The following is a 15,377-nucleotide window of genomic DNA, read 5'->3' as shown; positions in this document are numbered from 1 at the left end:
GTGACACCCGCCACCGGCACTCGCCCGTCGGCCATGCTGTCGGGCGAATCGAGCGCCCTGATGTGTCCTGCCCGTGCCGGCGGCTGCCGCACGCGCTGTCACCGTACGCGGTGTTCCTCGAAGGGGGCGGCGCGCAGTTCTCCACGGACTGGGGGCAGGTGGGGAGTGTGATTGACGAGGCGGGCGGAGTTTCCGACCACGGCGATGCTGCTGGTGTTGTGGAGTAGGGCGGCGAGGACGGGGTTGATGGTGCCGCCAGCGCCGGCGAGGAGGCCGGTGAGGTTGACGCCGATGGCCAGGCCGTAGTTCTGCCGTACGACGCGCAGGGTGTGGCGGCTGAGTTCGACGACGGCGGCGACCTGGCGCAGGTCGTTGCCTGCCAGGGCGATGTCGGCGGTCTCCAGGGCGACGTGGGAGGAGTGCTCGCCCATGGCGATGCCGACGTCGGCGAGGGCGAGGGCGGGGGCGTCGTTGGTGCCGTCGCCCACCATCGCCACCGTGTGGCCCTCGGCCTGCAGGTCCCGGATCAGCTGGAGCTTTCCCTCCGGCAGGGCGTGGGCGTGCACCTCGGTGATGCCAAGGGTGTCGGCGACGACCTGTGCGGTCTCCGGTGCGTCACCGGTGAGCAGGATCAGCCTGCGGACACCGAGGTCCCGCAGCTGGCCGATGACGGTTTCGGCGCCGTCGCGCACGGCGTCGGAGACACCGAGCAGGCCGATGAGGTCGTCGTCGTGGGCCAGGCAGATCACGGTCTCACCGCCGTGGCGTAGCCGATCGGTCCAGCCCTGCGCGTTCTCCGTCAGTTCCACACCGTGTCGGCGCAACAGGGCGGGGCTGCCCACCAAGAGGCGTGTGCCGTCGAGTTCGGCGCGCATGCCCATGCCGAGGACGACTTGGCATGCCTGGTGGATGGGGATGTGGAGGCGTTCCTCCTCGGTGCGGGCGACGATGGCCTGGGCGAGGGGGTGCAGGGCGTGCAGCTCCCCGGAGGCGGCCAGGCTCAGCACTTCGTCGGCGGTGAACCTCTCACTGAGCGTCACCACGCTGGTGACCAGGGGCCGTCCGAAGGTGAGGGTGCCGGTCTTGTCGAAGACGACGACGGTGACCCGTCCGATGCCCTCCAGGTGGGTGCCGCCCTTGATGAGGGTGCCTCGACGGGCGCCGTTGCCGATGGCGGCGCTGATGGCGGTCGGGGTGGCCAGGCCCGCGGCGCAGGGGCAGGCGATGAGGAGCATCGTCATCGCGCGCCGGGCGTCGCGGGTGACACCGTAGGTGAGGGCGGCCAGGGCGAAGGAGACGGGGACGAAACGCCGGGTGAAGCGGGTGGCGACCGTCTGGATGGGGGCTCGGTCGGTCTGGGCCTCCTCGACGCGGCTGATGATCCGGCCCACGGTGGTGTCGCGCCCCACGGAGTCGGCACGGACGACGAGTGAGCCGGAGGTGAGGATGGTGCCGGCGTAGACGTGGGACCCGGTGCGGGCGTAGACGGGCAGCGCCTCACCCGTGACGGCCGCCTGGTCCACCAGGGCCTCCCCGGACAGGACGTGACCGTCCACGGGGATGCGGTGGTGCTCGTACACGGCGACGTCGTCCCCCGGTTCGACGTCCGCGAGCGCCACCTCGACCTCGACGCCGTCCCGTACGAGCCAGACGCGTTCCTCGCCGATGGTCAGCAGTTCCTCGATGGCGCGGCGGGTGCGGCGCAGGGTGAGGGTCTGGAGGAACTCCCCGATGTTGAGGAGCCACAGCACGGTCAGGGCGACCACGTTCTCCCGCAGCACCAGAGAGATGACCGTCGCCGCACTGACGAGCATGTCCGTTCCCGGCGAGCTACGGCCACGGATCGAGCGCAGGGCGCCCCGGAAGAACGGGAGGCCGGTGAAGACGGTGACCGCGGCGGCGAACCCGGACGAGCCGACCGACAGCCGGGGCCTGCGCAGCAGGCGGCGCAGTGCGAGGAGCGCGAGAACCGCCCCGCCGACCACCAGCCGGGCGACCTCCCCGGTGGAGGAGTCCGGCAGGGAGCGGGAGGACTTCACCGGCGCCGAGGCGGGCGGGGCCTCCTCGAGGGCGGCAACGAGGCGGTCGACGTCGAGCTGGTCGGGGGCGACCCAGATGATGACACTTCCGGTTCGGGGGAAGACCCGCAGCGCGCGGAAGCCCCCGAGGCCGGTCAGTCGTTCGTCGACCTGGCCGGCGCTGCCGGGGCGGGTCCGCAGCCAGGGCACGGTCAGCCTGGCCCGTCCTCCGGCCACGGAGCGTACGACCACGCCGGGCATGATCAGTGCTCGTGTCCGTGGTCGTGGTCCTCGCCGCCGACCGCGGAGGGCGGCGGTACCTCCTCACCCAGGTTCGTGCGGGCCTCGGCGAGCATGTCCCCGGCCTTGAGCCGTGCCTCCTCGGCGGCGGAGGCGAGCCACCGGCTGGCGACAATCCCGCCGGCGAGGCCCCCCACCAGCGCCTTTCTAGCGGCCGGCTTGGCCTCTGGGAGCCGTTGAATGATCAGGCCGCCGACCACGCCGGAGACGGCGTAATGGGCGAGGCGGCCGGCTACGGAGCCGGCGAGTGCGACAGGGTGCATGAGAGCTCTCCTTCCGTACGTGCCGGACGGGCCCGACGGATCCCCCTCTCAAGTGTGCGTCCCACCGGCGTGAGGCTGCGAGCCGGCACCGCGGCGGCCGTGGCGCGAGCCCACCAGACGGCAGGCGAGGTAGATCATGAAGGAGATCGTGGTGACGTAGGGGCTGACGGGTACGGTGGCGCCGAGGGCCAGCAGGAGCCCGCCCTCCATCGACACCAACGCGAAGACGACGCTGAGCAGCGGAAGCAGCACCGGGGACGCCGTGACCCGCGCCGCCGCGGCCGCCGGGGTGACCAGGAGCGACAGCACCAGCAGCGCGCCGACGGTCTGTACACACAGTGCCACCGCCAGGCCGAGGGCCAGCATGAACGCGGTCGACAGGGCCCGCACGGGCACGCCCCGGGCCGCGGCCACCTCGGGATCGGCGCTGGCGAAGGTCAGCGGCCGCCACATGAGCGCCAGGGCGACGAGCACTACCGCGGACGTGCCGGCGAGCCACGCCGTCTGCGGGGTGGAGACGGCGACGATCTGGCCGGTGAGGAGGCCGAACTTGTTCGCAGTGCGGCCCTTGTAGAGGGACAGGAACAGCACCCCCAGGCCCAGACCGAAGGGCATGATGATGCCGATCACCGAGTTGCGGTCGCGGGCGCGGACGCCCAACACGCCGATGGCCACCGCCGCCAACAGGGAGCCCGCGATCGACCCGGCGACGATGTTCAGCCCCAGGAACAGCGCCATCGACGCCCCGGCGAAGGACAGCTCGCTGATGCCGTGCACGGCGAACGGCAGATCCCGCATGATCACGAACACCCCGGCCAGGCCGCCGACCAGGCCGACCAGCGCCCCGGCCAGCAAGGAGCCCTGCGCGAGCGCGAGCAGCTCGCCGTAGTGGTCGAAGCCGAAGAGCTGCCCCAGCACACCGCCGTCCTGGTCCCCCTCGGCGACCACACGGCCGAGCGCGAGAGTTCCGGCGGTGCACCCGGTCATGACAACGCGTTGCCGTTCGAACCTTCCCCGTGCCCGGCGGCGCGGTCGTGCACGGTGCTCTCGTCCGGGGCTCCGACGACGATGATCCGGTCCCTCACCCGCACCACGTCGACCCGGGTGCCGTACAGCCGCGAGAGGGCGGCCGAGGTCATCACCTCGTCCGGTGGGCCGACCCGGAATCCGCCGTGCGCCAGGTACAGGACCCGGTCCGCCATGCCCAGCACCGGGTTGATCTCGTGGGTGACGAAGACGACGGCTGTGCCGGCGCAGCGGCGCCACCGGTCCACCAGCGCGGTGACCGACCGCTGGTGGTTCAGATCTAGGGAGAGCAGCGGCTCGTCGCAGAGCAGGATCCGCGGGTCGGCGGCCAGGGCCTGGGCGATGCGGACGCACTGCAGTTCTCCGCCGGAGAGGCGGGCCACGGGCGCGTCCGCGTAGGGCGTGGCCCCGACCAGCGCCAGCAGCTCCTCGACCCGGCGCCGAGCCGCGGCGGAGGCGCGCGGTGGGCCCCAGCGGTGTCCGTCCAGGCCGAGCCGCACCAGGTCGCGCGCCCGCAGCGCGGTGTGAGCGGGCAGCGACGTGTGCTGCGGTACGTACCCGATGCGTGTGCCACTCCGGCACGGGCTTCCGCCCAGCACCGACGCGGAGCCCCCGGTGAGCTGCTGTCGGCCCAGGAGGACCCGCAGGAGGCTGGTCTTGCCCGAACCGTTCGGGCCCAGCACCGCGAGGAATTCCCCGGCCCGCACGTCGAGGTTCAGGTCGCGCCACACCACACGGTCGCCGTAGGCGAGTGCCGCGCGCCGGAGGCTGAACACGGGCGCCGCGGGGGCGGCCGTCTCCTCGGCGGACATCCGACGCGGGAGCGGCTCGGCGGACCCGGCACGGCCTCTCATGGGCCCAGTGCCTTCCTGAGCGCCTCCACGTTCGCCTTCATCCAACTGACGTAGTCCTGACCCTCGGGCAGCGTCTCGGTCACGGACACCACCGGGATCCCGTTCTCGGCCGCGGCCTTCTTGACCCGCTCCGTCTGGGGCCCGGACGTCTGACGGTTGTAGACCAGCGCCTTCACCCGCTTGTCCTCCAGCAGGTCGAGCATCTGCCGCATGGTGTTCGCCGGGACCTCGGTGCCGTCTTCGACGGCCGCGCCGAATTCCGCGGGTGTGTCGTCGCGCAGTCCGCTCGCCTCGGTCAGGTACAACGGCACCGGCTCGGTGACGGCCACGGCGGCATTCGGGTGGTCCGCCTTGATCCGCGCCACCTCGGCCAGCAGGGGCTCCAGCCGGTCGTCGAACTCCTCGGCGTTGCGGTGGAAGAAGGCGCCGTGAGCCGGATCTGCCCTGGCCAGCGCGTCGGCGATACGGTCCGCCAGCCGGCTGGCCGTGGGGAGGTCGTACCAGACGTGCTCATTGAGCTCCCCGCCCTCCGGAGCGGTCTTCCCGGAGACCTGTACGGCGTCGATGACCTCGGTCGACGAGGCGTTGTTCGCGGTGCGCAGCATCTTTCCGATGAAGTCGTCGTAGCCGCCGCCGTTCTCGATGACCACCCGCGCCTTGGACACCGCGAGCTGGTTTCGCGCGCTGGCCTCGTAGGAATGCGGATCCTGGGCCGGATCACTGATGATCGAGTCCACGCTGACCCTGTCGCCCCCGACCTGCCGGACGATGTCTCCGTACACGTTCGTCGACGCCACCACACGGACGGCCGACGCGGGGGTGGTGCTCTGGCGCTCTCCACCCGTCCCCGAGTCCGACGTACCGCCACAGCCCTGGAGCAAAGCCGTGCAGAACGCCGCGAAGAGAACGGGGGCACGGGTCGAGGACACCCGCATACGCGTCCTCCCGGAGAGAGGAAACCGAAACGGTTTTCACCCCATTGTCGCTCCGTGTATCCGTCCCTTCCACCGCAGCGGCTCTGCCGCCGGCTGCCCGCTCGGAGCTGGGGTGGGGGAAGGCCCCTGCGGAAAGCCCAGCGGGACTCGTGCCGGTCGGGCGTTCAGCCTCCGCGGCTGCAGGGACCACCGGACTGGCATCCATAGCTGCAGCCCGAGGCGCAGCTGCAGTCGGTGCCGCAGTGAGGAGCGGGGTGGCGAGCGGTCATGCTCGGTTCTCCTCCTTCGGGTGCGTTGCCTTTGTCGCAGCGAACCCCCGGCCGGAGGCCGGGCCGGCTACCCGACCGGCGCGCAAGTGTCTTGCTGCTGTGGCGGTGCCGAGGAAGACGTAAGCCGCGTTTGTCGTAGCGAGTGGCGACTGCTCGGTGCTGCTCGCAGGTACGACGCCCGTGGCGAGCAAGATCAAGATAGGGTCCACCCAGATATGTCTCAGGCCGGGACCACCGGCCCTGTTCAGGGGGGACCTCCATGAGAAACGGCATCATCCGTACGGCCCGCAGAGCCGTGGGAGTAGCGGCGGCGGGCGCTGCCATGGCCCTGTGCCTGCCGTCCTCGCCCGCATCCGCAACGGCCAGCGCGGCCGAGATTTTCGTCAACGGTCACAGTGGCAAGTGCCTCGAGATCGCGGACTGGCGGAAGGACAATGGTGCTCCGGCCCGTCAGTGGGACTGCTCAGACCAGCTGAATCAAGCCTGGTACTTCGCCGACTTCGACACGAACCCCACTTACCTGGATGTCGTGAACAAGCACAGTGGCAAGTGTCTTGAGGTCGCGGACTGGCGGACGGACAACGGTGCCCCGGTCCGACAGTGGGACTGCACAGGCAAGCCGAATCAGGAGTGGTCGATCGGGTGGTCGGGCCCCCAATGGCAGCTTGTCAACAGGCACAGTGGCAAGTGTCTTGAGGTCGCGGACTGGCGGACGGACAACGGTGCCCCGGTCCGACAGTGGGACTGCACAGGCCAGCCGAATCAGCAGTGGTAGTGCTGGCCTTTTTCGGCGCCCACTCCCTTCGCGGCTGACAGCCCCGCAAGGATGAATTCGTGGCGAGGGAGCGTAGCGCCCCTGGCCACGGACAGGTGCTCTCCAGTCCGGTGGACGCTCGGCATGCAGGTGTTGTGCCGCCCAGGTGACTGCTCCCGGCCCAGGTCGTTGGTGCGGGCATGGGGCGGGGAGACCTGACATGCCGCGTGGGAACGGCTGCGGCCGTTCCTGCTATCAGGGCTTTGGGGGGGACACGGGCGAAGGCCGTATCCCCTCCAAAGCTCTGCGACCTGTTGGCGGAGGCGCCCCATCTGCCGGTTGTGACGCACTGTGAGGGCTGCGGGCGCAGTCAGCGTGAGCCTGTCGGAGGAGGCGTTCGGGCCACGACGCTTCAGTCGGACTCTCGACCGGTCGGCTGTCCTCTATGTGTGGTCTGATGTCATAGCCTGACGAGATTCAGTGGTGTCCGGCGGCCGAGCGGACAGCCGGGGAGCGGAGCGGGACCGATGCTGGGAGTGGCGAATCTGCCTACCTACGCGCTGGGCACTCTCCTGATCATTCTGCTGCCTGGGCCGAGCTCGCTGTACACGCTGTCGGTGGCAGTGCGGCGTGGGGTGCGGACGGGCTATCGTGCGGCGGCGGGAGTCTTCCTCGGCGAGATGGTCCTCATGCTGCTGACGGCGGCGGGCGTCGCGTCGCTGCTGAGGACGAACCCGGTGGCGTTCGCCGTGGTGAAGTACGCGGGGGCCGGCTACCTCGGGTGGATCGCCGTGGACATGCTCCGGGGAGCGTGGACCACCTGGCGAACGCGCGGCGAGTCGCCCTCGACTGCCCCGCGGTCCGACGATGAGGGGACCGGCGTTGAGCGCCCGTTCCGCAGGTCGGTGCTGATCACGCTGCTGAACCCCAAGGCGATCTTGTTCTTCATGTCGTTCTTCGCCCAGTTCGTGGACCCGGCCTATCCGCACCCGATGCTGTCCTTCGGACTGCTCGCGCTGGTCTACCAGGCGATGAGCGTCTGTTACATCACGGTCTTGATCTTCGGCGGCACCTACCTGTCCGCACTGTTCAGCCGCCGCAGGCGCCTGTCCTCCGGACTCACCGCGGGAGCCGGTGCCCTGTTCCTCGGCTTCGCAGCGAAACTCGCCACGGCCGGAAGCTGACGATCTGCTGCGTGAGTGCGTGGGATCCCGCTAAGGCTCCTGCCGGCTGAGCTGGGGGCCAAGGGGTCGCAGGTTCAGATGCTGTCGTCCCGACGGTGCGAGAAGCCCGCTGGCGGAGCGTAAGGCTCCAGCTCAGCGGGCGGGTCCGGCGGCGGCATCCCACAGCCACTCCAGGGCCCGGGTCATGACGGCCTGCGCTTGGCGCCGCTGCTCTCCGCTCTCGCCCGAAGTGGCGGTATGCGGCGCTTGGTGGAAGGAGCTGACCTTCTCAGCCAGGGTCTGGGCGGTGCGGTGGGAGAGTTCGACGTGGGTGATGCCGTCGGCGGTGAGCAGCAGGGCGTCGCTGCGGTAGGGGCCGATGTCGAACGCCACGACCGGCCACTGGCCGGCCTCCGGACACGCGCTAGCCGGGACGTGGCCTGAGGCCCGAGGTCTCGGACGGTGGTTGCGGCTGGTGACACGCCACCTACGCGCCGGGGTCGACGCCGACGCCCGACCGGCGCGAACCGGCAGCGGGTGGGGCAGACCTCGCCGCAGCGAGATCGGTCGGAGGGCCGGCGATGGTGGTGGGCGTGATGGGCGTCGCCGTGGCGCAGTCGCCCGGGGGCCCGGCGGCCACGGCACGGTCCCGCAGCGCCCGGAGCGCGGTCCGGGCCACCATGTCGTTTCCGCGGAAGAAGTCGGTGCCGTCGCCGGGCCGGGGAAAGTCCGCGCTGTCCACGCTGAAACGATGGGGATCGAGGCTGCCGTCCGCGCGGCGCAACCGCCGGTCGACGGGGTCGACATCGAGTCGCCCCGTCGGGTAGCGCCGGCCTGTCGGCGTGTCGGCCCGGACCAGTTCCCCGATCTCTCGCCGACGTAGGAGGCTCGACAGCAGGGGATCCGTGACCCGGGACAGCGATCGGGCGGGCAGGCGCGCTTCGATCAATGCCCGCGCTTCCACGGTCCCCTCGACGGTGGGCGAACCAGCCCGGAAGACTCCGCCCTCGGCAGTGATATGGGTGCCGGCACCGAGAAATCGTACGATCCCTGCGCGCGCCAGGGCCAACATCTGTTCCAGTCGCGCACTCGGTGGGCCGCTGGTGCGGAAGCGGCAGAAATCCAGGAAGGCGGCCAGATCCTCACTGCCCGGACCGACGGAGAGCCGCCCGTCCTCCAGCAGTGTGCCGAGGATGCGAACGACCGAGGAGACGGCGTGCACCACGGCCAGATGGGCGCTGTGGCGCTGGTCGCGGACCCGCTCCACGTGCGTGGCGAGGTAGGCGTGCATCCATGACTGCAACGCCGCCGGACCGGCGAAGTGGAGACCCTCCAGCGGGCGGCCCCACCCGTCGACGTCGAGGCGGTCTTCCGGCGAGGGGACCATGTCCGCGGCCCATTCCGCGAACCGGGTTCCGTCGCCGGTGAAGGCGTCGATCCGAGCCAGGAACGTGCGCGGTCCGACAGCCAGCCGCTCAGGGTGGGAACGAGCGAGTTCGCGGTAGCCCGCCTCGGCGAGCTCCCGTGAGATCAAGGGCCACAGGTCTCTGGTGAAGTCCACCGGCCCACGGCCGAGCGCGGCCACCGCCTCCGCGCGGAAATGGCGGGGCAGTACGGGAGGCCCGGCTGGCAGCGTGTAGCGGAACTTGCCGTCGAAGGGCACTCCCCGGCGGGACCCGGCGAAGATGACGGGCTCCCGCCCGGAGGGCGCATAGCGCAGCTCTCCCGCCTCGTCACGGTGGAACGTCCCCCCTCGGCCGGAGGTGAGAAGGACCATGACGTCGACGAAGGCCAGCCCGAGCCCTCGGGCGATCAGCGGTTCACCCGGCTCGATGCCGTCCAGGCGGACATCGGCCGTGGACGCCGCGGCCGTGTAGTGCAGTCGGTGAGTCCGGGCATGGGTCGCAAGCCGGCGTTCGAGGGGGTGCGGAGCGACGGCGGTGTTCCCTTGGGCGAGGAGCACGACAGCCACGTCCAGCGGGGCACGCCCGTTGTCGAACACCACGCGTTGCCCTCCCTCGTCCGACTCCCGCACGTCCACCGCTCGCATCGGGTGGACCCACACGGCGGTGTTCGGTGGCGCGCTCTCCACGGCGCGCCAGAAGGCCCAGGACAGGTAGTCGCCCACCGTCGAGCGGGTGGCGAACCATCCGTCGTGCATGTGGGAGGCCTCGATACGGGTGGTGTCGCTCGGCGCGAAGGCGGCGGGCTGAGCCAGGGTCCCCCGAGTGAGCTCCCGCGCCCATGCGGCGAGGCTGGGGCCGGTGACGACCGGTCCCTCGCAGCGCGAGGCGTCATCGGGGAAGAGAGTGCATTCGTCGGCGCGGGTGTTGGACCAGAGCAGAGCCGGCTGCTCCCGCCGCCATACCTGTCCACCGCCGGGCGGCCAGGGGTCGATGACATGAATGTCCAGGTCGATCCCGGGGGCACACTCCTCGATGTTGGCGACGAGCCGCTCCAGCAGTGAGGTTCCCCGTGGACCCGCGCCGATGACGGCGATTCCCGCCCTCCGTCGCAGCCATGGTCGAGCGCCTGTCGGCTCCTCTGCCATGCGTGTCTTCCTCCATCGGTACCGACGTGTCGCCACTGGTGCGTGCGGTGGGTGGGGTGCCGGTCGCCTCCCCACCCACCGCCGCGTCGGCTCAGCAGGTGATGCTCCACCAGCTGCGCCCGCAAAGGACCGTGGTGAAGTCGCTGCCGAAGTTCTCGCTCTCCGACTCCGACGACGACATGCCCTGCAGGCTGAGAACGAAGTCAGACATCCTGTACACCTCCCCTCTTTCTCGTCGACGGCGTGTTGCCCTGACGGTGTGGTGTGCGACGGTGCCTTGGCCATGCGGCCAAGCCTCAGCGCGCGACGGAGTCCCATCGCCGCGGTTCGAGGAACGGGAGGATGTCCGCGGTGCGGCCCGTGAGCACACTCAGCAGGCGCAGCACTCCCGCGGATCCGGTGGCCAGATCCATGGACGCGCGCATGTTCTGCTCGCCGGGGAAGACGAGTCCGTGCTCGTCCGTGAGCGCGAACAGGTTGAGCGCCTGGACCGCGGTGTCGATCCGGTCGCTCAGATCGGGCCAGTCGAGCCGGGGAGCCATGTGGCGCAGGGCGTAGACAAGCCCCGCTTGCCCGTTGAACAGCCCGCAGCCGATGCAGAAGTCGGTCGCGCAGGCCAGGCTCAGTGACGGAACGGCGCTCCGCAGCCGATCGTCGGCCACATGGCGCAGTACCAGGTCACAGACGAGGGCGACCCCGGCGCTTCCGGTGGCCAGGTAGGGCAGGACCCGCCCACCGTTCCTCATCTGCGACGTGCCGTCCGGCATCGGCTCACACGTGTCCAGGTCCCGGTGGACCCCGTCGAGCGCGGTCCGCAGCCAGCGTTCCGCCCCGGTGACCTCGTACATCCTGACCATGAACAGGGCCGGCCCGGACCAGCCGTACAGCAGGCCGCCGGAGAAGTTCTCCACGGCGTTGCCACGCCGGTCCCGTCGCACCGACTCCGCCAGCGCGACGTCCGTGTCGACCGTGAAGACTCCACGGTCGACCGCGGTCGCCACCATGGCTGCCGCGCGCTCGGCGCGCGCCAGGTGCTTGGGGTCACCGGTCCTGCGGTAGAAGTCCAGGCATGTCAGGCCTATTCCCGCCTGCCCGTCGAAGAGCTTCACGCCGCGTACCGTCTCAAAGGCGTGGGCGTAGCCGTCGAACAGCGTGCGCGCCTCCTCCCCGTGGCCGACGTCCTGGAGGACGTGGCAGATGCCGGCCACGCCGTCATACAGCCCCAGGCGTGCGTGACGGTTCCGGCGGGCGTCCGCGGTGAGCCACGGAACCCAAGGGTCCACGTCGCCTCCCGCCGCGTGCACCGCCGCGACCACCCCGGCGGCTCCGAACGCCACTCCGCCCCCGCCCAGCGAGAACTGGTTGATGTCTCCCGGGAACAACCGGTCGTCGCGATCCGGTGTCGCCGAGGCCGTGATGGAGTCGATGAGCGCGGTCAGGTGCCGGTCCCATGGGCCCGCGGCCGAGGTGAACTCGAGTTCCGTGCTCGTCGGGTCCAGCCCGGAGGCCGGTGGTTCGGCGACGGTGAGCCCCTTGAGGAGGGCGCTGGACTCCTCCTCGCCGAGGTTGAGGCGTGATCTCGCCCGTTCGATCAAGGTGGTGGCCTTGGCCGGGCACAGTGACAGGAGGGAGCTGAGGGGAACGTAGAGGAACAGTCGGACCGCGTTCAGCGAGTAGCCGTCGGCGTCGGCTCCGCGGAGGTGATCGGGCGCGGCGAAGCCGGGGGCGCCGAGCCGGCGCCGTTCGTCGAGCGGCGCCGCCGCTTCGAAGTCGATCAACGACACGCGGAGGTCGTCGTCGACCATGATGTTGCCCGGGTGTAGATCGTTGAACGCGTATCCGCGGGCGTTGATCGAGGTGACCGTCTCTTCGATCTGGTCGAGTATGTGGTGCGCCGCTTCCTGGTACTCGGCCGCTCCGGTGCGGTCGTTCGCGGTCCTGAGGTTGAGGTAGTTGCGCGACAGCCAGGAGTGCAGGGAGACACCAGCGACGTGTTCCATCGCCAGGAACTCGTGGCCGCCCAGGGGCCACAGGCCGTGTGCCCGGGGTACCCCCGGGACCCCACGCAGAGCGGACAGAACGGCGTATTCGGCGCGTAGTCGCGTGGCCGCGTCCCGGCCGCCGCCGTCCAGCCCGGCATGCGGCCGCCCCTCCTTCAGCACCAGTTCCGTCCCGTCCCTGCGGCGCCTGGCCGTATAGACCCCTCCGCCGTTGGAGAAGTGCAGCACGTCGAGGATGTCGAAGGGAAAGTCTTCGGGGCGCGTGGCGGCGGTCCGCCGGCTGGCGGCCTCGGCGAGGAAGCCCGGCACGGTGACCCAGTCGGGGACGATGAACCGCGGCTCCCGGTGATCGATCACCAGGCGACCGTCGGGCCGTGCGACGGCGGGGGTCAGCGCGCCCTCATCGCTGTAGGTATAGCGCCTGCTGAAGGCTCCGTAGCGTACGTACAGCGGCCCGCGGTTCCAGCGCAGATCGCTGAGGATGTACGGAGCCGGTGTTCCGCCCAGCTCCCGGTCCAGTTCGCGCAGCGTGCGGTGGAGCACCTGGGTGTCCCGCGGGTACAGGGTGATGAACTTGCCGCTGGATTCACGCGGGGCGTACTTCGCGTTCCGCATCATGAGGACCGGCCGGCTGGGGAGAAACTTGAAGGCTATGCCGTGCTGGACACAGTAGGCGGAGATGGTCTTCAACACGGCGATCGCGTTGTCGAGGGTGGCGGAGACGTGGATCTTCCATCCTTGTGCGGGAAGGTCCTGGCCGGGACCGTGGCCGGAGCCGGACGGCAGGCAGTAGATCCACTGGCCGTCAGCCGAGCGCCGCCATCCCGGCGCGAGCGCCACAGCGTCACCGAACGCACCGGATCCGTCGTCCGAGGGAGCCCGCTCCGGTGCCTCGTAGTAACGGGCGCTGGCCAGGCAGTACGCCGGGTAGCGGATGTCCATGGTCAACACCTCTCGTTCCTGTGATGAACGGTGCCGTCACGGGTTCGACGCGGTCCACGGCGCGATCGTCGACGCCGTCGACGCCGTCGACGCGGTCGACAGGGCGACCGACAGCGCGGTCGACAACGTCGGCGCGGCGGTCTTGGGGCAAGGGAGTCACCCTCGCGGTCGGCACTGACACTGCGCCAGGTCACCTCGCGTTCCAGCTGCTGAGAATCACCCCCGTCGTCACCGGTTACCCGGCGATTGCCGGCGGTTGTCCGGCGCGAACGAGTCTGCCCGGCCGCGCCACCGGAGTCCTTGACGAGCAGTGCGCAGTACTTGCCTATCCGTGCACCGGTTCCGTGGCGAGCCTGCGGTAATCCCGGGGGGACATCCCGTAGGCGACGACACGGAAGGAGCGGCTGAAGTGCGCCGGGTCGGTGAGTCCCCACTTCCAGGCGATGGCGTGGATCGGGCGTGACCGGAGCAACGGGTCGACCAGGTCCCGGCGACACCGCTCCAGACGACTCCGGCGGATCCAGGCCGCGACCGACACCCCCTGAGCGTCGCACACCTGGTGCAGTAGCTCACGGAGATCTGATGAGCGGCGGCGACGGTCTTGGGAGACAGGGAGGGATCGCCGAGGTGTCGCAACTCGGGGTCGGCCTGCTCGATGTGCCTCGGCGTCCGCGCTGCCGTCACTGGTACGTGAACTCGCGGCGCCTGACGAAATCGGTCTCGGCACGACGCTGGCGGCACCTCATCGACACCATCCTCACCCCGCTGGCCGCGACCGAGTCTGACCTGGAGCGGCTGATCACCGCCCTGCGCTGAGCCGACCACGAATGGTTCGCCATTGCACTCGTTGCCTCCCGCGGCGTGCCATGTCACCACGGGCCAAAGGCCCTCTGATGCGGTTCAGCGTATGAAGTCGACCTCTGGGTAATGGCGTGAGGGCCCGTCGAGCAGGTGGCCGCTCCGGTGGCGCAGGTGCTTGTCGAAGAAGGCCGCGAGGTAGGTGCGTTGGATCGAGATGGAGCGGTTGGGGTCGATCGTGCCGAGTATCTGGTCCAGTTGAGGCAGGGTCAGCCCGAATGCGCCCGGCGCCTGGCGAAACAGAACTTGGTGGTCGACAAAGGAATTATGCCCGGAGCCGCGCAGCTTCAGGTCGAGTCGCTCTCCGTGCAGGTGTCTCCAGAACCGTGCCCAGCTCCGATCGGTGTCGCGGTTGTGACGCTCGGAACTGAACAGTAGGAAGGGGCGGTCGAGCGACTTGTTGATCGACGTTCCGAAGAACTGGCCGTCCAGGTTCGCGCCGGCGTCGATCCGGGAGTCCGCTTGCATGGCCGCGGGTACCGCGCCTCCGCCGAGGGACGAGCCGAACATCCCGATGCGTTTCGTGTTCACGGCTTCGGACAGCCCGTGAGGAAGCTGTTTGTTCTCCGCGTCCGGGTTGTCGCCGCGGGAGAGCGCGACCAACTGGTCGATGACGAAGCGGGTGTCCGCCGCCCGGACGTCGATCGTGTGGCGCGATTTGGAACCTGGCGGCATGAGGTTGACCTCATGCCGCCCGTCGGGGAACAGCACGTCGCTGGAATCGTGGGTGTGGTCCATGGTGACGACCAAGTAGCCGCGGCTGGCCAGGTCCTGAACCAGTGTCGTCGCCTGGCCCCGATGGCCGTGCAGCCCGGGCGAGTACAGCAGCACCGGCAGCTTGCCGGCCCTGGCGTCGACCGGGGCGCCGATGTGGCCGGCGGTGGTGGGTAGGGTCACGCCGCCCGGCAGTACCTGCTGGCTGACCGGGAGCTTCGCAGCGGGAAAGTGACCGGTGTTCGTGGCCGGATACCACAGCGAGACCATCAACTCCCGCTGCTGTCCGGGCACCCACGGATCCATGCGTGACGAGTCGCGCAGGTGGAGGTCGACCGTTCCGACACCATAGCGCCCGGTCGGGGCCGGGAGGGTCAACTGGCCCGGGGCTTCCGTTGCGTCCAGGGGAGCCGTCGTGGCCATGGGCGCCACCCCGCCGGCGTTTCCCTCAGCGGCCGCAGACCCGACCCCGGCGCCCAGGATGACGGCCAGTGCTCCTGTGGTGCTGGCGACCCGGGCGCCCAACCGGCTCCTGTGCCTTCGTGCGTGCTTCGCGTGCTTCATGGGCAGCCCCGCCTCCATGATGGTGATCGCCACGTGCCCGGCGATCGGCTGGCGGCCCATCGTATAGGCAGTTTGCCATAGTCAACTCAAATCCTTTTTCCTACTGGGCAGTTATCACCTCTGGGCGGTTGGTGATGGGTGTCATCGGACCGTCCTGAAGTGCACA

At 70.0% G+C, this 15,377-nt stretch carries 13 protein-coding genes; 3 read left to right on the top strand and 10 right to left on the bottom strand.

Translation table 11 applies throughout. The features are described 5' to 3' along the window. Positions 1-98: 98 nt before the first annotated feature. From CD790_RS20925 to CD790_RS20905, 5 genes are read right to left on the bottom strand one after another with little or no spacing between them, the layout of a single operon-like run. Entirely contained in the window at positions 99-2,279 is a 2,181-nt protein-coding gene (locus tag CD790_RS20925; RefSeq protein ID WP_144384853.1) for a cation-translocating P-type ATPase, read from the bottom strand. 2 nt (positions 2,280-2,281) lie between these two features. After that, on the bottom strand, positions 2,282-2,581 hold the full coding sequence (locus CD790_RS20920; RefSeq protein ID WP_144384852.1) for a DUF1490 family protein: 300 nt from the start codon (positions 2,579-2,581) through the stop codon (positions 2,282-2,284). 48 nt (positions 2,582-2,629) lie between these two features. Further along, positions 2,630-3,568 carry a metal ABC transporter permease gene (locus CD790_RS20915; protein WP_144384851.1) on the bottom strand — a complete coding sequence of 313 codons (939 nt, stop codon included), beginning with the start codon at positions 3,566-3,568 and terminating at the stop codon, positions 2,630-2,632. Then, on the bottom strand, positions 3,565-4,419 hold the full coding sequence (locus tag CD790_RS20910; protein WP_186319168.1) for a metal ABC transporter ATP-binding protein: 855 nt from the start codon (positions 4,417-4,419) through the stop codon (positions 3,565-3,567). The genes CD790_RS20915 and CD790_RS20910 overlap by 4 nt, the downstream gene beginning before the upstream one ends. A 38-nt stretch (positions 4,420-4,457) precedes the next feature. Beyond that, positions 4,458-5,396 (bottom strand): metal ABC transporter solute-binding protein, Zn/Mn family, encoded by a 939-nt coding sequence (locus CD790_RS20905; protein WP_144384849.1) that lies wholly within the window; start codon positions 5,394-5,396, stop codon positions 4,458-4,460. Positions 5,397-5,924: 528 nt separating this feature from the next. Here CD790_RS20905 and CD790_RS20900 point away from each other — a divergent pair. Continuing rightward, complete coding sequence (locus tag CD790_RS20900) at positions 5,925-6,440, top strand: RICIN domain-containing protein (protein ID WP_144384848.1); 516 nt, start codon at positions 5,925-5,927, stop codon at positions 6,438-6,440. A gap of 506 nt (positions 6,441-6,946) precedes the next feature. Beyond that, the gene (leuE, locus tag CD790_RS20895) at positions 6,947-7,603 is read left to right on the top strand and encodes a leucine efflux protein LeuE (RefSeq protein ID WP_144384847.1); all 657 of its coding nucleotides are present in this window, start codon (positions 6,947-6,949) and stop codon (positions 7,601-7,603) included. Between the two features lie 132 nt (positions 7,604-7,735). Here leuE and CD790_RS20890 read toward each other — a convergent pair whose 3' ends face one another. The 4 genes from CD790_RS20890 to CD790_RS35990 all read right to left on the bottom strand — a co-directional run bounded on the left by CD790_RS20890 (position 7,736) and on the right by CD790_RS35990 (position 13,631). Next, positions 7,736-7,975, bottom strand: coding sequence for a hypothetical protein (locus CD790_RS20890; protein ID WP_144384846.1), 240 nt, complete (start codon positions 7,973-7,975; stop codon positions 7,736-7,738). Positions 7,976-8,069: 94 nt separating this feature from the next. Next, positions 8,070-10,133: an FAD/NAD(P)-binding protein gene (locus tag CD790_RS20885; RefSeq protein ID WP_186319154.1), complete on the bottom strand. Its 2,064-nt coding sequence runs from the start codon at positions 10,131-10,133 to the stop codon at positions 8,070-8,072. Positions 10,134-10,429: 296 nt separating this feature from the next. Beyond that, positions 10,430-13,075: a class III lanthionine synthetase LanKC gene (lanKC, locus tag CD790_RS20880; RefSeq protein WP_144384844.1), complete on the bottom strand. Its 2,646-nt coding sequence runs from the start codon at positions 13,073-13,075 to the stop codon at positions 10,430-10,432. 325 nt (positions 13,076-13,400) lie between these two features. Continuing rightward, positions 13,401-13,631 carry a helix-turn-helix domain-containing protein gene (locus CD790_RS35990; protein WP_260867741.1) on the bottom strand — a complete coding sequence of 77 codons (231 nt, stop codon included), beginning with the start codon at positions 13,629-13,631 and terminating at the stop codon, positions 13,401-13,403. Between the two features lie 26 nt (positions 13,632-13,657). Between CD790_RS35990 and CD790_RS35985 the strand changes: the two genes are divergently transcribed. Beyond that, positions 13,658-13,891 (top strand): hypothetical protein, encoded by a 234-nt coding sequence (locus CD790_RS35985; protein WP_260867740.1) that lies wholly within the window; start codon positions 13,658-13,660, stop codon positions 13,889-13,891. An 84-nt stretch (positions 13,892-13,975) separates the two neighbouring features. On the opposite strand, the gene CD790_RS20870 is transcribed toward CD790_RS35985, so the two are convergent. After that, positions 13,976-15,244 (bottom strand): hydrolase, encoded by a 1,269-nt coding sequence (locus CD790_RS20870; protein ID WP_260867739.1) that lies wholly within the window; start codon positions 15,242-15,244, stop codon positions 13,976-13,978. Positions 15,245-15,377 lie beyond the last annotated feature (133 nt).

The sequence above is a fragment of the Streptomyces sp. SAJ15 genome, from assembly GCF_007595705.1.
In the GTDB taxonomy this organism is placed as follows: Bacteria; Actinomycetota; Actinomycetes; order Streptomycetales; family Streptomycetaceae; genus Streptomyces.
The sequence above is the reverse complement of the archived record's forward strand: the minus strand, read 5'-3'. Positions and strand labels throughout refer to the sequence as shown.

What these genes read in the sequence shown, in the direction of transcription:
- CD790_RS20925 (WP_144384853.1), bottom strand. Translation starts at nt 2,279, where the DNA reads ATGCCCGGCGTGGTCGTACGCTCCGTGGCCGGAGGACGGGCCAGGCTG.
- CD790_RS20920 (WP_144384852.1), bottom strand. Translation starts at nt 2,581, where the DNA reads ATGCACCCTGTCGCACTCGCCGGCTCCGTAGCCGGCCGCCTCGCCCAT.
- CD790_RS20915 (WP_144384851.1), bottom strand. Translation starts at nt 3,568, where the DNA reads ATGACCGGGTGCACCGCCGGAACTCTCGCGCTCGGCCGTGTGGTCGCC.
- CD790_RS20910 (WP_186319168.1), bottom strand. Translation starts at nt 4,419, where the DNA reads ATGTCCGCCGAGGAGACGGCCGCCCCCGCGGCGCCCGTGTTCAGCCTC.
- CD790_RS20905 (WP_144384849.1), bottom strand. Translation starts at nt 5,396, where the DNA reads ATGCGGGTGTCCTCGACCCGTGCCCCCGTTCTCTTCGCGGCGTTCTGC.
- CD790_RS20900 (WP_144384848.1), top strand. Translation starts at nt 5,925, where the DNA reads ATGAGAAACGGCATCATCCGTACGGCCCGCAGAGCCGTGGGAGTAGCG.
- leuE (WP_144384847.1), top strand. Translation starts at nt 6,947, where the DNA reads ATGCTGGGAGTGGCGAATCTGCCTACCTACGCGCTGGGCACTCTCCTG.
- CD790_RS20885 (WP_186319154.1), bottom strand. Translation starts at nt 10,133, where the DNA reads ATGGCAGAGGAGCCGACAGGCGCTCGACCATGGCTGCGACGGAGGGCG.
- lanKC (WP_144384844.1), bottom strand. Translation starts at nt 13,075, where the DNA reads ATGGACATCCGCTACCCGGCGTACTGCCTGGCCAGCGCCCGTTACTAC.
- CD790_RS35985 (WP_260867740.1), top strand. Translation starts at nt 13,658, where the DNA reads ATGAGCGGCGGCGACGGTCTTGGGAGACAGGGAGGGATCGCCGAGGTG.